Source organism: Acinetobacter vivianii (assembly GCF_014635885.1).
GTDB classification, from domain to species: Bacteria; Pseudomonadota; Gammaproteobacteria; order Pseudomonadales; family Moraxellaceae; genus Acinetobacter; species Acinetobacter vivianii.
Window position 1 is genome coordinate 360,627 of the sequence record NZ_BMDR01000003.1, and the last position, 20,051, is coordinate 380,677.

Annotated in this window: 17 protein-coding genes and 1 riboswitch; of the genes, 3 read left to right on the plus strand and 14 right to left on the minus strand. The window is 43.6% G+C overall.

Translation table 11 applies throughout. From position 1 onward, the window contains the following. Nucleotides 1–105: 105 nt before the first annotated feature. Both IEV36_RS08265 and IEV36_RS08270 read left to right on the plus strand, forming a co-directional pair. Nucleotides 106–918, plus strand: coding sequence for a putative porin (locus tag IEV36_RS08265; RefSeq protein ID WP_004776230.1), 813 nt, complete (start codon nt 106–108; stop codon nt 916–918). Nucleotides 919–1,117: 199 nt separating this feature from the next. Next, entirely contained in the window at nt 1,118–1,975 is an 858-nt protein-coding gene (locus IEV36_RS08270) for a putative porin (protein ID WP_004776231.1), read from the plus strand. Nucleotides 1,976–2,020: 45 nt separating this feature from the next. Here the strand turns inward: IEV36_RS08270 and recJ are convergent, their stop codons facing one another. The 11 genes from recJ to IEV36_RS08325 form a co-directional block, all read right to left on the minus strand. Further along, nucleotides 2,021–3,721, minus strand: coding sequence for a single-stranded-DNA-specific exonuclease RecJ (gene recJ / locus IEV36_RS08275; protein WP_005260146.1), 1,701 nt, complete (start codon nt 3,719–3,721; stop codon nt 2,021–2,023). Further along, nucleotides 3,722–4,372, minus strand: a complete 651-nt coding sequence (pdxH, locus tag IEV36_RS08280) for a pyridoxamine 5'-phosphate oxidase (protein ID WP_005260147.1) — start codon at nt 4,370–4,372, stop codon at nt 3,722–3,724. It lies immediately after the preceding gene. Nucleotides 4,373–4,384: 12 nt separating this feature from the next. Continuing rightward, nucleotides 4,385–5,722 (minus strand): phosphoglucosamine mutase, encoded by a 1,338-nt coding sequence (gene glmM, locus IEV36_RS08285; RefSeq protein WP_004776236.1) that lies wholly within the window; start codon nt 5,720–5,722, stop codon nt 4,385–4,387. Between the two features lie 128 nt (nt 5,723–5,850). Next, the gene (guaB, locus tag IEV36_RS08290) at nt 5,851–7,317 is read right to left on the minus strand and encodes an IMP dehydrogenase (protein ID WP_005260148.1); all 1,467 of its coding nucleotides are present in this window, start codon (nt 7,315–7,317) and stop codon (nt 5,851–5,853) included. 141 nt (nt 7,318–7,458) lie between these two features. Further along, nucleotides 7,459–7,824 carry a YkgJ family cysteine cluster protein gene (locus tag IEV36_RS08295; RefSeq protein ID WP_005260149.1) on the minus strand — a complete coding sequence of 122 codons (366 nt, stop codon included), beginning with the start codon at nt 7,822–7,824 and terminating at the stop codon, nt 7,459–7,461. Nucleotides 7,825–7,951: 127 nt separating this feature from the next. Continuing rightward, nucleotides 7,952–8,758 carry an oxygen-binding di-iron domain-containing protein gene (locus tag IEV36_RS08300; RefSeq protein WP_005260150.1) on the minus strand — a complete coding sequence of 269 codons (807 nt, stop codon included), beginning with the start codon at nt 8,756–8,758 and terminating at the stop codon, nt 7,952–7,954. A 163-nt stretch (nt 8,759–8,921) separates the two neighbouring features. Continuing rightward, nucleotides 8,922–9,497: a TMEM165/GDT1 family protein gene (locus IEV36_RS08305; protein WP_004776242.1), complete on the minus strand. Its 576-nt coding sequence runs from the start codon at nt 9,495–9,497 to the stop codon at nt 8,922–8,924. A gap of 83 nt (nt 9,498–9,580) precedes the next feature. Then, nucleotides 9,581–9,722, minus strand: a riboswitch (yybP-ykoY riboswitch). A 34-nt stretch (nt 9,723–9,756) separates the two neighbouring features. Next, on the minus strand, nt 9,757–10,044 hold the full coding sequence (locus IEV36_RS08310) for a hypothetical protein (protein ID WP_005260152.1): 288 nt from the start codon (nt 10,042–10,044) through the stop codon (nt 9,757–9,759). A 138-nt stretch (nt 10,045–10,182) separates the two neighbouring features. Then, nucleotides 10,183–12,147, minus strand: a complete 1,965-nt coding sequence (locus IEV36_RS08315) for a 2-oxo acid dehydrogenase subunit E2 (protein ID WP_005260153.1) — start codon at nt 12,145–12,147, stop codon at nt 10,183–10,185. Between the two features lie 2 nt (nt 12,148–12,149). Then, a complete protein-coding gene (gene aceE, locus IEV36_RS08320) occupies nt 12,150–14,867 on the minus strand; it encodes a pyruvate dehydrogenase (acetyl-transferring), homodimeric type (RefSeq protein WP_005260155.1) in 2,718 nt (905 codons plus the stop codon). A 204-nt stretch (nt 14,868–15,071) separates the two neighbouring features. Further along, a complete protein-coding gene (locus IEV36_RS08325; RefSeq protein ID WP_005260156.1) occupies nt 15,072–15,773 on the minus strand; it encodes a M23 family metallopeptidase in 702 nt (233 codons plus the stop codon). 105 nt (nt 15,774–15,878) lie between these two features. Between IEV36_RS08325 and IEV36_RS08330 the strand changes: the two genes are divergently transcribed. Beyond that, a complete protein-coding gene (locus IEV36_RS08330) occupies nt 15,879–16,319 on the plus strand; it encodes a DciA family protein (protein ID WP_004776248.1) in 441 nt (146 codons plus the stop codon). Nucleotides 16,320–16,417: 98 nt separating this feature from the next. Here IEV36_RS08330 and lpxC read toward each other — a convergent pair whose 3' ends face one another. The 3 genes from lpxC to ftsA all read right to left on the minus strand — a co-directional run bounded on the left by lpxC (nt 16,418) and on the right by ftsA (nt 20,040). Next, the gene (lpxC, locus tag IEV36_RS08335) at nt 16,418–17,320 is read right to left on the minus strand and encodes a UDP-3-O-acyl-N-acetylglucosamine deacetylase (RefSeq protein WP_005260158.1); all 903 of its coding nucleotides are present in this window, start codon (nt 17,318–17,320) and stop codon (nt 16,418–16,420) included. 111 nt (nt 17,321–17,431) lie between these two features. Further along, nucleotides 17,432–18,613 carry a cell division protein FtsZ gene (gene ftsZ / locus IEV36_RS08340; RefSeq protein ID WP_005260160.1) on the minus strand — a complete coding sequence of 394 codons (1,182 nt, stop codon included), beginning with the start codon at nt 18,611–18,613 and terminating at the stop codon, nt 17,432–17,434. 164 nt (nt 18,614–18,777) lie between these two features. Further along, a complete protein-coding gene (gene ftsA, locus IEV36_RS08345; protein ID WP_004776251.1) occupies nt 18,778–20,040 on the minus strand; it encodes a cell division protein FtsA in 1,263 nt (420 codons plus the stop codon). Nucleotides 20,041–20,051 lie beyond the last annotated feature (11 nt).

The window sequence follows — 20,051 nt, forward strand, 5'->3', positions numbered from 1 at the left end:
TACGTTCCTACGATTGACGCTCTTGTTATTTCAATTAGACTGGGAGTTGTAACAAAACATGTAATCAACATTCATTTGGTTCATTATCTCAAAAGGGGCATAACCATGAAAAAATTAGCAATTGCATCAGCACTACTCTCTGCTTTAGCAGTAACAGGCACTGCTCATGCTTATCAAGCTGAAGTCGGTGGTTCTTATACCTATAAAGACCAAGATCGTTTTGGTGATAATGATCGTTTCAGCGTAGATGGTAAGTATTACTTTAATCCAGTACAAACACGTAATGCACCACTTGCAGAAGCAGCTTTCCTTGACCGTGCTAGCAACGTGAAAGCACAGTACGCTCATGAAGAAGATGATGCATTCAAAAACAACCAATATGGCGCAGGTATTGAATACTTTGTTCCAAACAGCGATTTCTATTTAAGCGGTAATATTGGCCGTGAAGAAATCAAACCAAATTCTAAATATGCAACTGACGAAGACAAATTAAAAATTAACCATTACTCAGGTGAAGTTGGTTACTTACCAGCTCCAGGCTTATTAGTTGCTGCGGGTGCAAAAACTGTTGACGTAAAAGACGGCGACCGTGAAACTAGCCCAACACTTCGTGCCAAATATGTAACTCAAGTTGGTCAAAATGACGTGAACTTAGAAGCTTACACTGCTTTTGGTGACAACAAAGAAGTGAAATTAAAAGGTGATTACTTCATCGACAAAACGTTAAGCGTTGGTGTGGATTATCAAAAACTTAAGTATGACGACACAATCGTTAACTCAAATGAATGGGGTATTTCTGCGAAGAAATTCTTCAATCAACAAGTAAGTTTAGAAGGTCGTGTAGGCTTCGGTAACGATAAATCGTATATTGACAATGACTACACTTCATTCGGTCTTCGTGGTGCATACCGCTTCTAATACATGAAGCCCAGTAGCAACACACAAGAAACGCCCTGAATATTCAGGGCGTTTTTTATTGGGCCAGTTTTTTTAACAGCATCAGCTTTTCTTTTGCTTATGCTTTTATTCCCTCTTTAAGAATTGACGCTTTCAGATTTTTGAATACACTACAGCCCGTAACAAAATTTGTATTCTTTTTAATCGAGGGGAAGTATCAATGAAAAAATTAAGTCTTCTTACAGCACTAATCGGTGCATGTTTTGCAATCAATGCCCATGCCTATCAGACCGAAACCAAGGGATCATATGAACGGATCAACATGGACGATGGCAAAGGAAATAGCGCTGTCCTTACAGGAAAATATTATTTTAATCCCGTACAAACCCGTAATGCACCTTTAGCAGAAGCAGCTTTTCTGGATAGAGCATCCAATATTGGCGGCGGCTATGCCTATAGCAAACTGAAAGATGACGAAGGTTTTGGTGACCTACAATTTAATATCTTAGGTCTGCAAGGTGAGTTCTATATCCCGGATTCTCAATTCTATCTGTCTGGTGCTTTACACCGTACCAATGTTAAAACAACTATTAATGGAGTGGGTTCTCACTCTGAAAATGGTCATGGCTATCATCTAGAAGCGGGTTTTCTGCCAGTTCATGGTTTATTACTTGCAGCGGGTGTTGCAGATCTGTCAGATAGTATTGATCCAATACAAATTGCCCAATATGGCTTTATGACGAATATTGCCAACTCTGCCATTGTTTCTGAAGAAAAGGATGATACCGCTATTTCTTTACGTGCCAAATATGTCACGCAAGTGGGCGGCTATTACACCAATTTTGAAGCACTTAGCTATATTGGCGATGAAACAACATATCGTTTAGGTGCAGATTTATATCTTGATCCAACTTTGAGCATCGGTATCTCATTTGCTGATTCGACACTGAAAGATTCAGACAGTATTTTCAATATTCGTGCGCAAAAATTCCTTAATCCGCAATTTGCTGTAGGTGTCGGTTATACCACGACAGATGGTGCAGACTCATATGGTCTCAATGGAACAGCTCGTTTCTAATCACAACCTATGAATTTAAAAATCCGCTCTAATGAGCGGATTTTTTTATTGTTTTAAATGGGCGATTTGCAATTGCAGACTGGTATTGCCATTAAATACATTACGTTCCAGCGTATAAACCAGATCGACATAGCCCAACATCGGATCAAATCCAAAACGATCTTTTGCATTAAAGGCAATGGCATCCACAGAATGCGGCCCGACAGCCAGTTTCAATTTCAGGTGCAGCTCTTTCAACCAGCGATAATCAATGACTTTGAAACGTCCTTCAAATTGCGGTAATGGAAATTTTTGTCCCCATGGCCCCAGTTGCTCGATCCAGTCCAGCGTGCCTAAATGCAGATCGGCATCGGTCAACTCACCGTCGGTCCACAAAGTCGCCTGAAATAAATCTTCATCCATCTCTGCAATTGACTGGGTAAATACGGTTTTGAAGGTATCAAAATTTTCTTTTTTCAGGGTTAAACCCGCTGCTGCGGCATGACCACCAAAATGACTGACCAGATGAGGATATTGTTCAGCCACCTGCTCAATGGTATCGCGAATATGAATACCTTCAATCGAACGTGCTGAGCCCTTGATATGTACACCATCTTCATCAGGTGCAAACACCAGACTCGGACGATGGAACTGTTCCTTTAAGCGCCCTGCAACAATTCCAATCACACCCTGATGCCATTGTTCATCAAACATCACCAATGCAGCAGGCAAATGCGTAGTCTCCAGTTGAATATGTTGCAAGGCTTGCATCGCCTGTTGCTTCATCTCACCTTCAACCTGACGGCGCTCGATATTCAATTGATTCAATTGCTGCGCAAGTGGATAAGCCGTTTCCATATCTGCGGCAAGCAGACATTCGATTCCGATACGCATGCTTTCCATGCGACCTGCGGCATTAATGCGAGGCCCGACAACAAAACCTAAATCTTGTGCTCGCAGACTGGCAGGATCACGTCCAGCAATATCCAGTAAAGCTAAAATGCCCGCACGACATTGATGTTGCTGAATCCGCTTCAATCCAGCATCAATCAGGATACGATTATTATAGTCCAGTGTCGCAACATCGGCGTAGGTTCCCAATGCCACTAGATCCAGATACTGCGTGACCTTGCTGGTCGTTTTACCTTGCTGAGTTCGTAAACTTGCTAGTCGAGCCAGCACATAGAAGGCGACACCTACCCCAGCCAGTGCTTTACTGGAAAATTCACAACTCAGCTGATTTGGATTCACAACCGCTTCAGCAGTTGGTGTCGGTTTGGTGGTTAAGTGGTGATCGGTAATGATCACCTGCATTCCCAATGCCTGTGCCGTTTCCACGCCTGCATAGCTGGAAATACCATTATCCACGGTAATCAAAAGATCAGGCTGATAACTTTGCTGGGCCAGTTCTGCAATTGCTGGGGTGAGTCCATAACCGTATTTAAAGCGGTCAGGCACCAGATAGTCCACTTTGGCGCCCATTTCTTTTAAAACTAGCACCATCAATGCAGTACTGGTTGCCCCATCCGCATCATAATCCCCGACAATCACAATCTGTTTTTGTTGATCGATCGCCTGATCCATCAACTCAACTGCCGTCTCCAAACCTTTCAACGCCGGAGGTAACAAGTGTTTCAGTTTCAGTTCAAGCTCTTGTTCGGATTGCACGCCCCGTCTTGCCAGAATTTCAGCAATAAAAGCAGGCACGCCCTGAAACTGTTCAGGGCGTGTAATTAAAGGTCTTTTTTGAATTTGAATCTGCGTCATTTATGGCATCAAACGTTGTAGGGCCCAGTGATCGTTTTGTTTTTCATAACTCAAACGATCATGTAAGCGATTTGGTCGCCCCTGCCAGAACTCATAATAATCAGCTTCTAAGCGGTAACCGCCCCAAAACTCAGGTTTATCCAGTTCAGCTTGGGCTTGGCTCTGTAATTCTTGAAAGCGTTGTTGCAGTACTTCACGACTCTCAATCACACCACTCTGTGGTGTGCTGATATGCGCTGCGATCTGACTATCACGCGGACGTTTATGGTAATAATCCGTCGATTCCTGTTCAGAAATCTTTACGACTTTGCCGCCAATCCGTACCTGACGTTCCAGACTAGGCCAGTAAAATAACAATTCAGCATAAGGATTTTCAGCAAGATCCAATCCTTTCTGACTGTCATAATTGGTATAAAAGTCATAACCCGCTTCTGTCGCGCCACGCAACAAAACCGTACGCACATGCGGGCGGCCTTGTGCATTTGCTGTTGCTAAAGACATGGCATAAGGTTCATGCAAATTCGCTGCAAGGGCATGATTAAACCAGTTCAAAAACTGCAAGTGAGGCTCATTACTCACTTGGGTTTCATGTAATTCACCTTGCTCGTAACTTAAACGTAATTCACTCAGGTCTTTAATCACATCATTCATGCTGAGACTCTCTTAAGCAGCTTGGGCGTGAGCACGTACCGCATCAGCCAGATGATTTGCCAGTGCTTCAACTTCTTGTTGCTGATCGCCTTCCACCATGACACGAATAACAGGCTCTGTACCTGACTTACGAATCAACAGTCGACCACGGCCTTTCAGTTGCTGCTCTGCTTTTTCAAATTCTGCAACCAGTGCAGGAATCGAGTATGGATCAATCATATCCTGTAAACGGACATTCACCAAAACTTGCGGGAACAGTTCAAAACCTGCAACCAGCTCATGTAGAGCCTTACCTTGTTCAACCATTACGGTTAAGACCTGAAGCGCAGCAATGATCGCATCACCAGTAGTACTCTTATCCAGCGTTAAAATATGGCCTGAAGGCTCACCACCTGTCACCCAGTTGTTTTCTTCTAACGCCTGTAACACATAACGGTCACCCACTTTGGCACGGACAAAGCCAACTTCAGCCTTTTGTAAGGCAAGTTCCAATGCCATATTGCTCATCACAGTGCCGACAACGCCTGCTGGCTTGTGATTTGCCTGTGTCGCAAGGATATACAGGATATGGTCACCATCAACCAATTGACCATTTTTATCAACCATCACCACACGGTCTGCATCACCATCAAACGCAATACCAAGATCCGCCTGATGTTCGATCACTGCTTTTTGCAATTGTTCAGGATGGGTTGAACCACAGTTTTCATTAATATTTAAACCGTCTGGCTCATTAAACAGGGGGATAACTTTCGCACCTAATTCACGGAATACCGATGGGCCTACGCTATAAGCAGCGCCATTTGCACAATCCACCACGATTTTTAAGTTACGTAGGTCAAAATGGTATGGGAATGTCGATTTACAAAATTCGATATAACGACCATTGGCATCTTTGACACGTACGCTTTTACCTAGATTTGCTGTGTCATCAATAATCAGGTCTTTCTCTAATTCCTGATTGATCTGATCCTGAATGGCATCGGGTAATTTCTTCCCTTCGCTTGAGAAAAATTTAATCCCATTATCGAAATATGGGTTATGTGAAGCTGAGATCACGATACCTGCATGCGCATGTAGCGCACGCGTTAAATGTGCGATCGCTGGTGTCGGCAAAGGCCCTAACAGATGCACATAAACACCTGCCGCATTTAAACCCGCCTGTAATGCAGCTTCCAAGATATAACCAGATAAACGTGTATCTTTCCCTAAAACAACAATCGGCTTACTCTTAGGACTATTTCTTTTTAATACTGTTCCCGCAGCAAAACCTAGTTTTAATGCAAACTCTGGGGTAATTGGCATTTGTCCAAACTTGCCTCGAATTCCATCAGTACCAAAATAGCTCATGTTTTACTCACTTTCTTATCTTTTATATGGCCTGTAACCATATCTTTCTTCATCTTGTTCACTTTACACCAAAACAAAAAAAACCGTCAGTACACTGACGGTTTTTCGATCGGCAAAATTACCAAAAATCAACCAACTCGATAGTTTGGCGCTTCCTTGGTAATGGTCACATCATGCACATGCGATTCAGACATACCTGCTGAAGTAATTTTCACAAATTTCGCATTTTGACGAAGATCTTCAATCACAGATGAACCCGTATAACCCATTGATGAACGTAAACCGCCCATCATTTGGTGTACGATATTACCCATTGGACCTTTATATGGAACTCGGCCTTCGATCCCTTCTGGTACTAATTTCTCAGCACCCGCTTTAGAGTCTTGGAAATAACGGTCAGCAGAACCAGTTACCCCTGCCATCGCGCCTAATGAACCCATACCACGGTATGCTTTGTAGTAACGGCCTTGGAAGAATTCAACTTCGCCAGGTGCTTCCTCGGTTCCAGCCAAGAGTGAACCGACCATAATCGTGCTCGCACCTGCGCCAATTGCTTTCGCCATATCACCCGAGAAACGGATACCACCATCTGCAATCAAAGGAATCTGATCTTTCAATGCATTGGCAACGCTATCAATGGCAGAAATCTGTGGCATGCCAATACCAGCAACAATACGTGTCGTACAGATCGAACCAGGACCAATACCCACTTTAACTGCATCTGCACCGGCATCAAGCAACGCCAATGCTGCATCACCTGTTGCAATGTTTCCGCCAATCACTTGAACTTGTGGATAGTTCGCTTTTACCCAACGTACACGTTCAATTACACCTGCTGAGTGACCATGTGCAGTATCAACCACAATTGCATCGACACCCGCATCAACTAATGCTTCTACACGACTTGGTGTTTCAGCACCTGTACCGACTGCAGCGCCAACACGTAAACGGCCAAGATCATCTTTACAGCTGTTTGGATAGCTTTCAGCTTTACGGAAGTCAGTGACCGTAATTAAGCCTTTCAGCTCATGGTTTTCACCAATCACTAACACTTTTTCAATACGATGCTTCTGTAGCAAAGCTTGAATATTTTCTTTTGATTCGCCTTCACGAACAGTCACCAAGCGGTCTTGACCAGTCATGATGTTGCTTACAGGCTGTTCAAGATTGGTTTCAAAGCGTGTATCACGACCTGTGACAATACCCACCACTTTGCCATCTTTTACAACAGGCACACCGCTAATATTATTCGCTTGAGTGATCGCGATAAGTTCACGAACTGTTGTCTCAGGTGTCACGGTGATTGGATCTTTCACCATACCTGCTTCAAATTTTTTCACACGACGGACTTCAGCGGCTTGTGCTGCAATATCCATGTTTTTGTGCAAAATACCCATACCACCGTTTTGCGCCATTGCAATCGCCATACGTGATTCAGTCACTGTATCCATTGCAGCAGAAACGAGAGGGATATTAAGTTGAATTCCGCGAGTTAAACGTGTCTTTAAGGAGACATCTTTTGGGAGAACAGTTGAGTAGGCAGGAAGTAATAAGACATCATCGAAGGTTAACGCTTCTTGAACGATGGTCAGCATAACAATCTCACTGGTAATTTCCGTGAGCTATTATAAACAAATTTCGATGTGATTTTCATTTTCTATGATGAAAATAATTTCAATCATTGCTTAAAAAGCTGTCTGATGGATGCTTATTGCTTCCGAACCCAATAAATCCTGTTAGCAAACCTGATCGAAATTGTCATTATTTTCAGAGGACTGCTGCTCAATCGTGACCAGCGGAATCAGATTATGGGCCAGCCGTGCTTTGTTACAATGTGAATCGGCAATCTGCACTTCCTTGCAACTTGAACTCCGAAATGGGTAGATGGAACAGCTTACGTGCTGTCCCACTTCGCCTTGCAAGGCCACACATCTAACTTGTGCCTGATTGGTTCCCTTCATACAGGAATAGACAGCTGTAAGTGGTTCAACCATGTGCTCAGGGATTTGTTCCGCCTCGGCCCAATAGAAAGAAACACGATAATTTGCACAGCACGCACCGCAACTGACACACGCATCGGGTGTCGCAATTTGAGACAACATTTTCTTAAGATTCTCGTTATCAAATTCAATCCTTTATCCGATGATATCCTAAGAAAATTTATTGGTGGCGACAAGAGTACTGAATCAGCAATTTATGTATTTTTCAGTCATTCTCCTGACTTAGAACTTAGCTCATTTCGGTCGGCAAACTAAAAACATATTCATTCATCAGATCTACGCCACATTCCAGCGTTTCGATCCAGTCTAGAAATTGACTGATCATCTCTTTGCCAATAAAAGCTGTCCCGTGCTGTGGCACAATCATCTCCAGATCCATCTGCCGAACCATATTGACCCACAAACGAATCACTTTATTGGAACACATATAGCGCTGATGAAAGCCTTTCATTTTTTTGATATGCGCATCAAAGTCAGCAATTGGCAGGCTGGCATCGTCAACAATCGAAGCACCCATATCCCCTGAAAATAAAATTTTTGCAGTAGGATCATAGAACTGAAAATTACCAACTGAATGCAGGAAATGTGCAGGCACAGCAACAATGGCAGACTCACCCAAAGGAATGATTTGCCCCGTATCCGATAACTCAATCAGGCGCTCTTCCCAATTGCCTTTCATACGATCACTCATAAAGGCAGAGTTCAGATGCGGTAAAAAACGTGCCCACAGTTTAGAGGCCACGACTTTGGCATCGGTATACACCAACCAGCGTGGCATCGAAGTAATAATGTCGGGATCTTGGTGTGAGGCCATCACATAGTCCAGATTTTTCAGTTTGGTATAGCGATTCAGCTCCATGGTTAAAGGCACATAGGTCAAGTCTCCACCTGGATCTAAAACTGCGGCCCGATCATGGTCAATAATTAAAAACTGATTGGCCTGAATGCCTTCCCCTTTGACCAGACTGGTAAAACTGATGCATTTATGTGTGCCATTATCAAATAATATTTGTGATGTTGTTCGTTCGAAACTCATAGCGACCCCAGAAAAATTCTTTAAATATGAAATATTTTTAATTCCATAATAAAATAATGGGATTTGATTCGGGTTTCAATCTGATATTGGATTTTTATCATGATTTATAAAACAAGACCCATCACATCTGGATGGGTCTTTAAACAATAAATGCAGGGAAAAATTAAAAGAAATAATGCTGAACCAAAGTTGAAATACCCACCACCAAGAAGATTGCGGCACCAATTTTATGAATCAGGGAGATCGGTAATTTATCTGCCAGCTTATCGCCGATAAAGACCGCAGGTGCGTTGGCAATCATCATACCCAAGGTTGTTCCACACATGACCCAGAAAACACTGTCAAAACGTGCCGCCAGCGCCACTGTTGCAATTTGAGTTTTATCACCAATTTCAGCCAAAAAGAATAAGATGAAGGTTGCACCAAAGACGCCGAATTTCTGCCATTTATTGATGCTCTCACTTTCATCGCCCAACTCATCTGGGATCAGCATCCAGATTGCCATACCGATAAAGCCGAGTGCGAGAATCCATAACAGGATTTCAGGGCTCAGGACGGTCGTAATCCATTGACCTAAGACAGCCGAAATACCGTGGTTAATGGTGGTAGCAAGCAAGATCGCAATTAAAATCGGAACGGGTTTACGGAAACGTGCAGCAAGTAATAATGCAAGCAATTGAGTTTTATCGCCCATTTCAGCAAGGGCAACAATTGATGTGGAGATGAGGAATTCATACATAGTTGAATGCTCTGGCTAGCAAAATATACCGATGACCTACCCCTCCTGCTAGCCAAAATCAAATAGATTGATGCAGAGTGGTAAATCAAAGGTCTTGCCAACAAAAGCACAGCTGAAAAGCTGTTCTTGGTTCTTTGCTATGATGACCATGTTCTGTTGAACAATTATGTTGATCATCACCTCTTTACTTTGCGTAAAGAGCGGCTACTCCCCAATGAAGTAACGCCATTCTATCAAACAATAAAATGCTTTTGAATCGTTAAGCCCAAAATTTTTGGTAACTCCAAACCAAGATACGGACAAGCCCCAGAAAAAATGCCAAATAGGCACTGAGACCGAGAAAACCAAAACTGCCCCAGCCACTTGCACCACCGACATGCTGTGCCTGATATTCCATTGCCATCACCACGGTCGCGACCAGCACTTCCAGTCCCATGACGGCGTACATGACCCAGTCCCAGGGAAAATGTAAGAAACTCACCCATAAGCCCATCAATACAAAAACAACCAGCAATAATGGCAACATTACCCGATAAATCATCAACATCCTTGCTCCTGATCTCAAAGAAATTTCTTATAGATAAAACCGTATTCTAGAGAAAAGTATTTACAAATAAAGCCACAATTTTGTCACCCTAAAAACAGAAAACCCCGCTGATGCGAGGTTTTCTAGATTCAAAAACGATTAGAGCAATAGGCTACGAATGTCTTTGAGTAACTTGGTCAGCTTATTGGTAAAGCGTGCTGCATCCGCACCATTAATGACGCGATGGTCATAAGACAATGACAATGGCAACATTAAGCGCGGATCAAAGTCTTTACCATTCCATACAGGCTGCATGGTTGCAGGTGAAATACCTAGAATCGCAACTTGTGGCCAGTTCACCAACGGCGTAAATGCAGTACCACCAATACTACCTAAGCTGGTAATCGTGAAGTTGGCACCTTGCAAATCTTTCGGTGACAATTTGCGGTCACGTGCTTTCTGGCTCAGTTCAGCCAGTTCTGTCGCGATTTGCTTAATTGACTTCTGGTCAGGATTACGCAGCACTGGAACAGTCAAACCATCTGGGGTCGCCACAGCAATACCCATATGAATTTCGTTACGTAACAATACTGACTTCTGATCATCAGCCAAATGGCCTGCGAAATAAGGTTCTTCTTTCAGCAAGTGCGCAACTGCTTTGGCAATAAAGGCCAAAATAGTTAAGCTCAGACCCTGCTTTTTAAAGCCGTCTTTAAGCTCTCCACGCCACGCTTCAAGCTCTGTGATATCAGCCAAATCGAACTGGGTGACTTGAGGAATAAAGTTATTCAATGACAACTGCGGTACAGATACTTGCTGTAAACGCGTCATTGCTTTCACTTCACCGCCACCAAATGCACCAAAGTCTGGCAACTTCGGTAAGCCCGAAGCCACTGGTGCTGCTTGAGCAGAAGGTGCTGGCTGCGCTGTCGTGAGACGTGCTTTTACATAAGCAAAAACATCGTCCTTCATTACGCGACCATGTTCACCTGAAGCCTTCACCTGACCAAGAATAACGCCTAATTCACGTGCTAGTTTACGCACGGCAGGGCCTGCATAAACCTTCGCATTTTCTGCTTCTTGCTCTTTGGTCAACTTCTCAGCTTGCGCTGGCGCACTTGGTGCTGCTGTCTCTGCTGCCTGTGGTTTTGCTGGTGCTGCTTGAGCAGAAGGTGCAGCGGCTGGTTGAGCTTTTGGTGCTGCTGGAGCAGCGGCCTGACCACTCACCTCAATCGTTGCCAAAGCCACGCCTTGACGAACTTCTTGATTAGCAGAGACATGGATTGCTTTCACAATCCCTGCTACTGAACTTGGCACCTCAACAGACGCCTTATCTGACTCAACCACGCATAGGCTTTGTTGAGCTTCAACGCGATCACCGACATTGACCAAAATTTCTGAAACAAGTGCTTTTTCTACACCTAGATCTGGTACTTCAATTTCAACATTACCTGTTGAGGTATTGCTTGCAGCTGGTGCTTCAGTCGTTGCGACTGGCGCTTCTGTTTGAGCAGGGGCTGCTTGCGGTTCAGATGACGTTGCAGCGCTCGTAGTCTTGACCTGAATCAATACCACGCCTTCTTTGATGCTATCGCCTTCTTTAATCTGGATCGCTTCCACAATCCCCGCAACCGAGCTTGGTACTTCTACAGTCGCCTTGTCCGATTCAACCACAACAATACTTTGTTCAGGTTCAATCTGATCACCAACTTTGACCAATACTTCTGCAACCAACGCTTTTTCTACACCAATATCTGGAACTTTTACATCCACAACTTGGCTTGCTGTCGCTGTTGGAGCGGCAGCTGGTTGTACTTTTGTTTCAGCTTCGACAGGTTTCGCTTCTGCTTTTGGTGCTTCCGCTTTCGGTGCTTCGTTCGCAGGGGCTTCAGCAGCAGACTCCGACTCTAGTTCGATCAATGCAACGCCTTCAGTGACTTCATCACCCTGTTTAACCAGAATACTTTTTACGATACCTGCCGCAGTGCTTGGTACTTCTACCGTTGCCTTATCTGACTCTAAAACCAGAAGGCTATCGTCAACTGCAACATGGTCGCCTACTTTGACCAAGATTTCTGCAACGAGCGCTTTATCTACGCCAATATCAGGTGCTTGGATTTGCATGATTATTTCCCCTCACCTGTTTGTGTTTCATTGTATTCAGCAACGGCCTGAACTTCTGGATGCGCTTGTGGCGCCCATGCAACTGGACGATCCGTATCTAACTCAAAGTTAGAAATCGCATCTTTGACTAAACGTGCATCTACTTCACCTTCGTCAGCGAGTTTTTTCAAAGTCGCAACAACGATATGCGCAGCATCAACACCAAAGAAACTACGTAAGTTTGCACGTGTATCTGAACGACCGTAACCATCTGTACCTAATGCAACAAATGGACGACCATCTGGAAGATATGCACGGATTTGTTCGCTATACGCACGCATATGGTCTGTTGCTGAAACAACGATACCTTCTGTACCACGTAACTGTTTAGATACCCAAGACTCTTTCACTTCTTCAGTCAGTGGGTGTAAACGGTTGTATTCTTCACATGCCATACCGTCACGTGACAACTCATTGAAGCTTGTTACGCTCCAAACGTTTGAGTGGATCTGGTATTCATCACGTAAGATTTTCGCAGCTTTGATCACTTCACGCAGAATGACGCCTGAGCCAAGTAATTGAACCGTTGCTTTTTCATCTTTTTCAAACAAGTACATACCACGTTTAATGCCTTCCTCAGCGCCTTCTGGCATTGCAGGATGCTCGTAGTTTTCGTTCATTACGGTTAAGTAGTAGAACACACGCTCTTGGTTCACATACATACGTTGTAAACCGTCATGTACGATCACAGCCAATTCATAACCAAAACATGGATCATAAGATACGCAGTTTGGAATCGTGTTCGCCAAGATATGTGAATGACCATCTTGGTGCTGTAAACCTTCACCGTTCAATGTGGTACGGCCAGCTGTTGCACCCAACAAGAAACCTTGTGCTTGTGCATCGCCCGCAGCCCATGCAATGTCGCCAATACGTTGGAAACCGAACATTGAGTAGTACATGTACATTGGAATCATTGGCAAGTTATTGGTTGAATAACTGGTTGCCAACGCAGCCCAAGCGCTCATCGCACCCGCTTCGTTAATCCCTTCTTGCAACATGTGACCATCACTTGCTTCACGGTAATGCATTAACTGTTCTTGGTCTTCTGGGGTATATTTTTGACCGTGAGCAGCATAAATACCCAGCTGACGGAACATCCCCTCCAGACCAAATGTACGTGCTTCATCTGGAACGATTGGAACTACGCGGTCTTTAATTGCTTTTTCTTTCAGTAAAGCAGCAATTAAACGTACCATCAGCATCGTCGTCGATTGCTCTTTACCACCAGAACCATTTAATACAGCATCAAATACTGATAATTCAGGAATTGCTAAAGTTTCACTCTCTTTACGACGTGCAGGTAGGTAACCACCTAATGCCTCACGACGCGCCTTCATGTACTTCATTTCTGGAGAGTTTTCACTTGGGCGATAGAATGGAAGCTCTTCTAACTTATCGTCTGTAAATGGCAAGTTGAAACGGTCACGTACATATTTCAAAGAGTCGATCTGCATTTTTTTGATTTGGTGAGTTTTGTTCACCGCTTCAATTTCTTCAGATAAACCATAACCTTTAACCGTTTTCGCAAGAATAACGGTTGGTTGACCTTTGGCTTTCATTGCTTCTGCATAGGCAGCAAAAACTTTGTACGGGTCATGACCACCACGGTTAAGATTGTCGATATCTTCATCGCTTAAATCTTTTACAAGTTCCGCAGCTTCTGGGTACTTGCCAAAGAATTTCTCACGTGTATATGCACCGCCTTTCACTTGATAGCGTTGGTACTCACCATCAACTGTTTCATCCATAACCGCTTTTAAAGCGCCTGAGCTGTCTTTTGCAAGAAGTGGATCCCAATGACGGCCCCACACGACTTTAATGACACGCCAGCCCGCACCACGGAATAAAGATTCTAATTCTTGAATAATTTTACCGTTACCACGTACAGGACCATCTAGGCGCTGTAAGTTACAGTTCACGACCCAAATCAGGTTATCAAGCTTTTCACGACCAGCAAGTGAAATTGCACCTGTACTTTCTGGCTCATCCATCTCACCATCGCCCAGATAAGCCCAGACTTTACGATCTTCTTCTTTGATCAAGCCACGATTCATCAAATATTTTTGAATGTGTGCCTGATAAATCGACATGATTGGACCTAGACCCATCGATACGGTAGGGAACTGCCAATAGTCTGGCATTAAATATGGATGTGGATAGCTTGGTAAACCGTTACCGCCAACTTCACGACGGAAATTACTTAACTGTTCTTCGTTTAAACGACCTTCAAGGAAAGAGCGTGCATAAATACCAGGCGCACAGTGACCTTGGTAATAAATCATGTCGCCGCCAAAGTTATCGCTGTTTGCGCGGAAGAAATGGTTAAAACCAACGTCATACAATGTTGCAGATGATGCGAAACTTGCAAGGTGACCACCGAGGTCATCGCCCGTTTTATTCGCACGTAATACCATTGCCAAAGCATTCCAGCGAATCAATGCGCGGATACGGCGTTCCATATCCTGATCGCCAGGCATCGCTGGTTGCTCTTCAACTGAAATGGTGTTGAGGTAAGGTGTATTTAAGCGCTGGATTGGCACATGTTTCGCAATAGCCCGTTGATAGAGTTTTTCTAGTAAGAAAGCAGCTCGTTCCGTGCCCATGTGTTGTAATACAGAATCAAATGCTTCTTGCCATTCTTGGGTTTCTTGCGCGTCAGAGTCGCCATAAAACGCCATACAATTCACCTTTTCCCTTAAGTTATTTGTCGACCCTATTTTTATCATGTTTTGCTTTATAAGGGGTATGGCCTTGGCTGAATGGAAAACGCCTTATTATTTTCTGACAAAATAGTCATTGACCGAATTGAAACAAAACACATAAAAAATCGCCAATAAAGGCGATTTTTCTGAATATTTATATACAACTGTTAACAAATTACATTAAGGCAACATTGCGAGGTAAGTTGATGGGTTTTTACGTTGACCATCTTTCACAACTTCAAAATGTAAATGTGGGCCAGTACAACGACCTGTACAACCAACATTGGCAATATGCTCGCCTGCGCTTACACGGTCACCAGCATTCACGATTAAGCGTGAGGCATGTGCATAGCGAGTGATATAACCATTGCCATGATCAATTTCAACATATTGACCATAACCTGTACCCCAGCCTGATTTAGTCACGACGCCAGGGCCTGTTGAATAAATCGGTGTACCTGATGGTGCAGCAAGATCAAGACCAGAGTGATGGCGTGTTGAACCGAGCAGAGTACGGTTGCCCCAAGAAGAACTCACACGTCCTTCTTGTAAAGGATGGCTTACCAACCAAGAATAACCCGTGTTGGCAGAAAATGAAGGCGCATTATCCTGAGATGAAATCGCTGAACGACCGTATTTTTTCTCGATCGTCGCATTATTCAATTCAATGGTTTTTTCACGTAATTTAACCGATACATTCGAAACGGCTGGCAAATCCATATCAGCAGAATGAGTATAAGAACCTTGAGCCAAGGTTTTTGATAATTGCTCTAAACGGTCATCACCTGTTGACTGACCAATGTTCTGGTAGTCTGCAAAAGCAACCGAAGCAGCTGAAGCAGCCAATGAAAATGCGAGTAAAATACGACGCGTATGATGCATAAAAAACCTCTTGAAACCGTCCTTCAAACGTTCCTTTATCATCTCTTCCTTGATAACAGCTGAACCAAACGCTTAAGATGGACACATTACCTCCGAGGAAGTTCTATGTCTGAGCCTAACAACGTTTTCCAACAGAAAGGACAACACATAAAAACTGGAAACTTAACGTTTCTGACAACGCAAGTTACGCAATGGAAACAACTTACGAAAATTATTCAACCGTTATTGCCCCAACCAGAGCAATGGCAAGTTGTTTGTTATCAACATGGCGTTTTGATCATAACTGGTGAAAATCAGGCCATGATTAGTCAACTCAGCTATTTACAAAGCAACTATGTTGCGCAGTTAGCTCAGCTCGAAGGACTCAAGGAATTACGAAAAATCCAAGTTCGCTTAAGAAACAAAAAGGCTGTCTCTCGTGAACCCTCTCCCCCAACAAAAGCACTTACATCAGAGACCCAAGAGCAATTGCGTAGCGCCGCTGAATATGTGAGCGACCCTAAGCTTAGCCAAGCTCTACTACGTTTGGCAAGCAATAAAAAGTAAACTTCATACATTAAGTATCGAAATACATAATTATATTTTGTGACAAAATTCTCATTTTCATTTGTTATAATATAACATAGCCAATAAAAGACAAGGACTTATGTCACACTAACATAAGGAATCGGACAATCATTCTCGTTATTAAATGTTACAATTTCATAGCTGCTTGGATCATTTTGAACATTGCGTAATAACTGATTATTCAAAGCATGCCCCGATTTATAGCCATCAAACTTGGCAATAATCTGATGTCCAAGTAAATATAAATCACCTACGGCATCTAAAATCTTGTGTCGGACAAACTCGTCGGCGAAACGCAATCCTTCCTCATTGACCACACCCGTATCATCTACACCAATGGCATTATCCAGACTTGCACCCAAGGCCAGATTATTGGCTTTGAGATAATCCAGATCTTTCATGAAACCAAACGTTCGCGCTTCACTTACTTCATACACAAAGACTTCTGTCGAAAAATCAATGGTTGCTGACTGGTATTCTTTGGCAAAGGCTGGATGATCAAAATCGATGGTGAAGTTGAGCTGAAAACCTGAATGTGGCGTGAAAATCGCTTTTTTATCATCAATCAAAGCTTCAACTGGCTTTAAAATGCGGATGAACTTCTTTGGTGCATCCTGCTCTGCCAGCTCACCTTGCATGAGAAGATAGATAAACGGGCCTGCACTACCATCCATAATCGGAACTTCTGAAGCAGACACTTCGACAATCAGATTGTCGATTCCCAATCCGGCAATCGCACTCATGACATGTTCAATGGTGCCCACTTTAATGTCGTCACGCACCAGATTCGAACACATAAATGCTTCTTGGATCAGCAAGGCATTGGCTGGGATATCCACTGGGGGATTTAAGTCGATACGGCGAAAGACAATACCTCCATCAATATGGTGTGGAACAAAATTGATCAGCACCTTTTGACCACTGTGCAAACCAATCCCGCTCGCTTTCACCACACGCTTGAGAGTACGTTGTTTCAACATGCCATACCAACTTCATTTGCAAAAACCGATATAACTTAGCATATTTTGCCATTTTAAAAAAATAAAAAAGGGGGCAATTAATTGCCTCCTTTCTCTAAATAACTGATTTTATTATTTACGTTGCTGATTTTTCAGATAGTCTTGGATGCTCATTGGCGATGAACGTGGCGTAGAACTTGCTGTAGCACTCGCTGGAGCGTCTACATTTGCACGTTTACTAATCGCTGGAACGTCATCTTCATCAACAGGTTGTTGTGCCGCTTGAGAAGCGCTGACATGCGAAGCTGCAGTACGTCGTTTCTGATCAACTTCACTTGCATTACGCGTTAAACCAGTCGCTATAACCGTAACACGAAGTTCATCACGCGCATCTGGATCGAATACCGTACCGTAGAAAATTTCACCTTCATCAAGGTCAACAATCTGGTTCACCACATCTGTAATGATCTCGGTTTCACGTAAGGTAATATCATCGCCACCAGTGATGTTAATCAACACACCTTTCGCATTGATAATATTCACATTATCAAGCAATGGGCTACGGATCGCCTGCTCAGCTGCCTGACGGGCACGATCTTCACCACGGCCTAAACCAGCACCCATCATTGCATAACCACGTGTACTCATCGCTGTTTTCAAGTCAGCGAAGTCGAGGTTAATGTGACCACGATTGACCACAAGGTCAAAAATACTGCGAACTGCGTTCAACAATACATCATCTGCCTTTTTATAGGCATCTTTCATTGAGATATCGCCATATACGCTGAGTAAGCGCTGGTTCGGAATAATAATCAATGAATCAACATGTGCTTCTAAGGCATCAATACCTTTTTCAGCAGACTTTTGACGGCGACGGCCTTCAAAGTTGAATGGGGTTGTCACCACACCAACAGTCAGGATACCCATTTCTTTTGCAACTTCAGCAACAACTGGTGCAGCACCTGTACCCGTACCACCACCCATACCAGCGGTTACGAAGACCATATCAGTCCCTTCAAGGTGCTGACGGATCACATCACGGCTTTCTTCGGCTGCGATTTGACCCACTTCTGGATTCGCACCAGCGCCTAAACCACGCGTACTTTGTTCACCCAATTGAATTTTGAATGGCGCGTTCATGCTGTCCAGTGCTTGTTTATCTGTATTTGCACAAACGAACTTTACACCTTGAATATCTGACTGTGCCATGTGTTGAACGGCATTACCGCCACCACCACCCACACCAAATACTGTGAAACGGGCTTGACCGTTGCCATTGTCTAGTTCATCTTCTATAAATTCAAATGAGGCCATGACCTTTAGATTTCCTAATATTAATGGCAGTTACTTCAGCCCGTTACTGCCCTGATTTTTAAACAACTGATGTTTAGGATGCTGTTCAATAATCACCAGATTGTCAAGTACAGTGGGTGATTTAGAACAACTTCCTAACAAATTTTCCCAAAAATAACTACAACTTAAAAGATGGCCTTTAATTTGCTATTTAATGCATTCCAACCATTGGCAACCCGATCAACAAAACTACGATCGCTGGCCTCTTCTGGTTCTTCAACCGTATCTTGCAAATCACTCTGGCTAAACATCAACAGACCTGCCGCAGTAGCGTACATTGAACGACGCAATGCTGGTAAGTGCTGATCATCCGCATACACTTGCAATGGAGGATTGCCCAGATGCGCAGATACGCCTAAAGTACGACGCGCCAAATTCACCATACCTTCAATTTGACACGCATCGCCAGTCAGTACCACACCATGATATAAACCATGAATCGCGCCACTATGCTCCAGTTCTTCACGAATTAAGCTAAAGATTTCTTCATAACGCGCAATGATGATTTCTGCAAGTTCAATACGACTGATGGTTTGTGTGCCATCAATGCCTTGCACCTGAATCATATGATCTGGTTTTACTACACTAAGATCGACGCAGCCATGTAAAATCTTGATGCGTTCAGCTTCTTCAGTCGTGGTTTGTAAAACAGCTGCAATATCACGAGTGACATTCTCACCACCACGTGGCAAGGTACGTGCTAAAGCCAATCGACCATCCAGATACACTGCAATATTGGTAATGCCTGCACCGATATCAACCAGACATACACCATATTCTTTTTCGTCTTTTAGCAAACTTGCTTCAGCCGTTGCCAAGCAAGACACCACCATTTTCTCCACCCCGATATTCGCCCCTTTCATGGCACGATCAAGGTTTTGCATGGTGCTAATTGGCATCATCATCAACTGATAATGACCTGTCATGCTATGTGCAGACATATTCACAGGATTTTGCACCCATTCAGCCGAATCACCCAGCTCAAAGCCCAATGGAACAGCACTGGCAAGATAATAATCAGGTGATAAATGGCTGGCTTTGGCCAACTCTAATGCGCGCACCACTTCATTTGTCGTAATAATATGATCGTGGTTGGCTACAGGGGTACGACCTGATGCATAAAAACTTTGTAATTCAGTACTCGGGATAGACACCCATGCGCTATGAATACGGCACTCTGCCATATCCTCTGCTTCGGATACTGCATTTTTAATCGCAGCAATGACCTTGTCCAAGCTGACAATCTTGCCTTTAACCATGCCTCGGTTGCGAGCAGTTGCCATGCCAATGACCTGTATCTTATCCGGTGCATGGACCTTACCAATCAAAACTGAGACTTTATGAGTCCCAATATCAATCGCAACAACTGAGGGAACAGCTTCACTCATTACTTCAATAC

Excerpts from the sequence above, each read along its gene's own strand:
- IEV36_RS08265 (WP_004776230.1), top strand. The coding sequence starts at position 106 with ATGAAAAAATTAGCAATTGCATCAGCACTACTCTCTGCTTTAGCAGTA.
- IEV36_RS08270 (WP_004776231.1), top strand. The coding sequence starts at position 1,118 with ATGAAAAAATTAAGTCTTCTTACAGCACTAATCGGTGCATGTTTTGCA.
- recJ (WP_005260146.1), bottom strand. The coding sequence starts at position 3,721 with ATGACGCAGATTCAAATTCAAAAAAGACCTTTAATTACACGCCCTGAA.
- pdxH (WP_005260147.1), bottom strand. The coding sequence starts at position 4,372 with ATGAATGATGTGATTAAAGACCTGAGTGAATTACGTTTAAGTTACGAG.
- glmM (WP_004776236.1), bottom strand. The coding sequence starts at position 5,722 with ATGAGCTATTTTGGTACTGATGGAATTCGAGGCAAGTTTGGACAAATG.
- guaB (WP_005260148.1), bottom strand. The coding sequence starts at position 7,317 with ATGCTGACCATCGTTCAAGAAGCGTTAACCTTCGATGATGTCTTATTA.
- IEV36_RS08295 (WP_005260149.1), bottom strand. The coding sequence starts at position 7,824 with ATGTTGTCTCAAATTGCGACACCCGATGCGTGTGTCAGTTGCGGTGCG.
- IEV36_RS08300 (WP_005260150.1), bottom strand. The coding sequence starts at position 8,758 with ATGAGTTTCGAACGAACAACATCACAAATATTATTTGATAATGGCACA.
- IEV36_RS08305 (WP_004776242.1), bottom strand. The coding sequence starts at position 9,497 with ATGTATGAATTCCTCATCTCCACATCAATTGTTGCCCTTGCTGAAATG.
- IEV36_RS08310 (WP_005260152.1), bottom strand. The coding sequence starts at position 10,044 with ATGTTGATGATTTATCGGGTAATGTTGCCATTATTGCTGGTTGTTTTT.
- IEV36_RS08315 (WP_005260153.1), bottom strand. The coding sequence starts at position 12,147 with ATGCAAATCCAAGCACCTGATATTGGCGTAGATAAAGCGCTCGTTGCA.
- aceE (WP_005260155.1), bottom strand. The coding sequence starts at position 14,867 with ATGGCGTTTTATGGCGACTCTGACGCGCAAGAAACCCAAGAATGGCAA.
- IEV36_RS08325 (WP_005260156.1), bottom strand. The coding sequence starts at position 15,773 with ATGCATCATACGCGTCGTATTTTACTCGCATTTTCATTGGCTGCTTCA.
- IEV36_RS08330 (WP_004776248.1), top strand. The coding sequence starts at position 15,879 with ATGTCTGAGCCTAACAACGTTTTCCAACAGAAAGGACAACACATAAAA.
- lpxC (WP_005260158.1), bottom strand. The coding sequence starts at position 17,320 with ATGTTGAAACAACGTACTCTCAAGCGTGTGGTGAAAGCGAGCGGGATT.
- ftsZ (WP_005260160.1), bottom strand. The coding sequence starts at position 18,613 with ATGGCCTCATTTGAATTTATAGAAGATGAACTAGACAATGGCAACGGT.
- ftsA (WP_004776251.1), bottom strand. The coding sequence starts at position 20,040 with ATGAGTGAAGCTGTTCCCTCAGTTGTTGCGATTGATATTGGGACTCAT.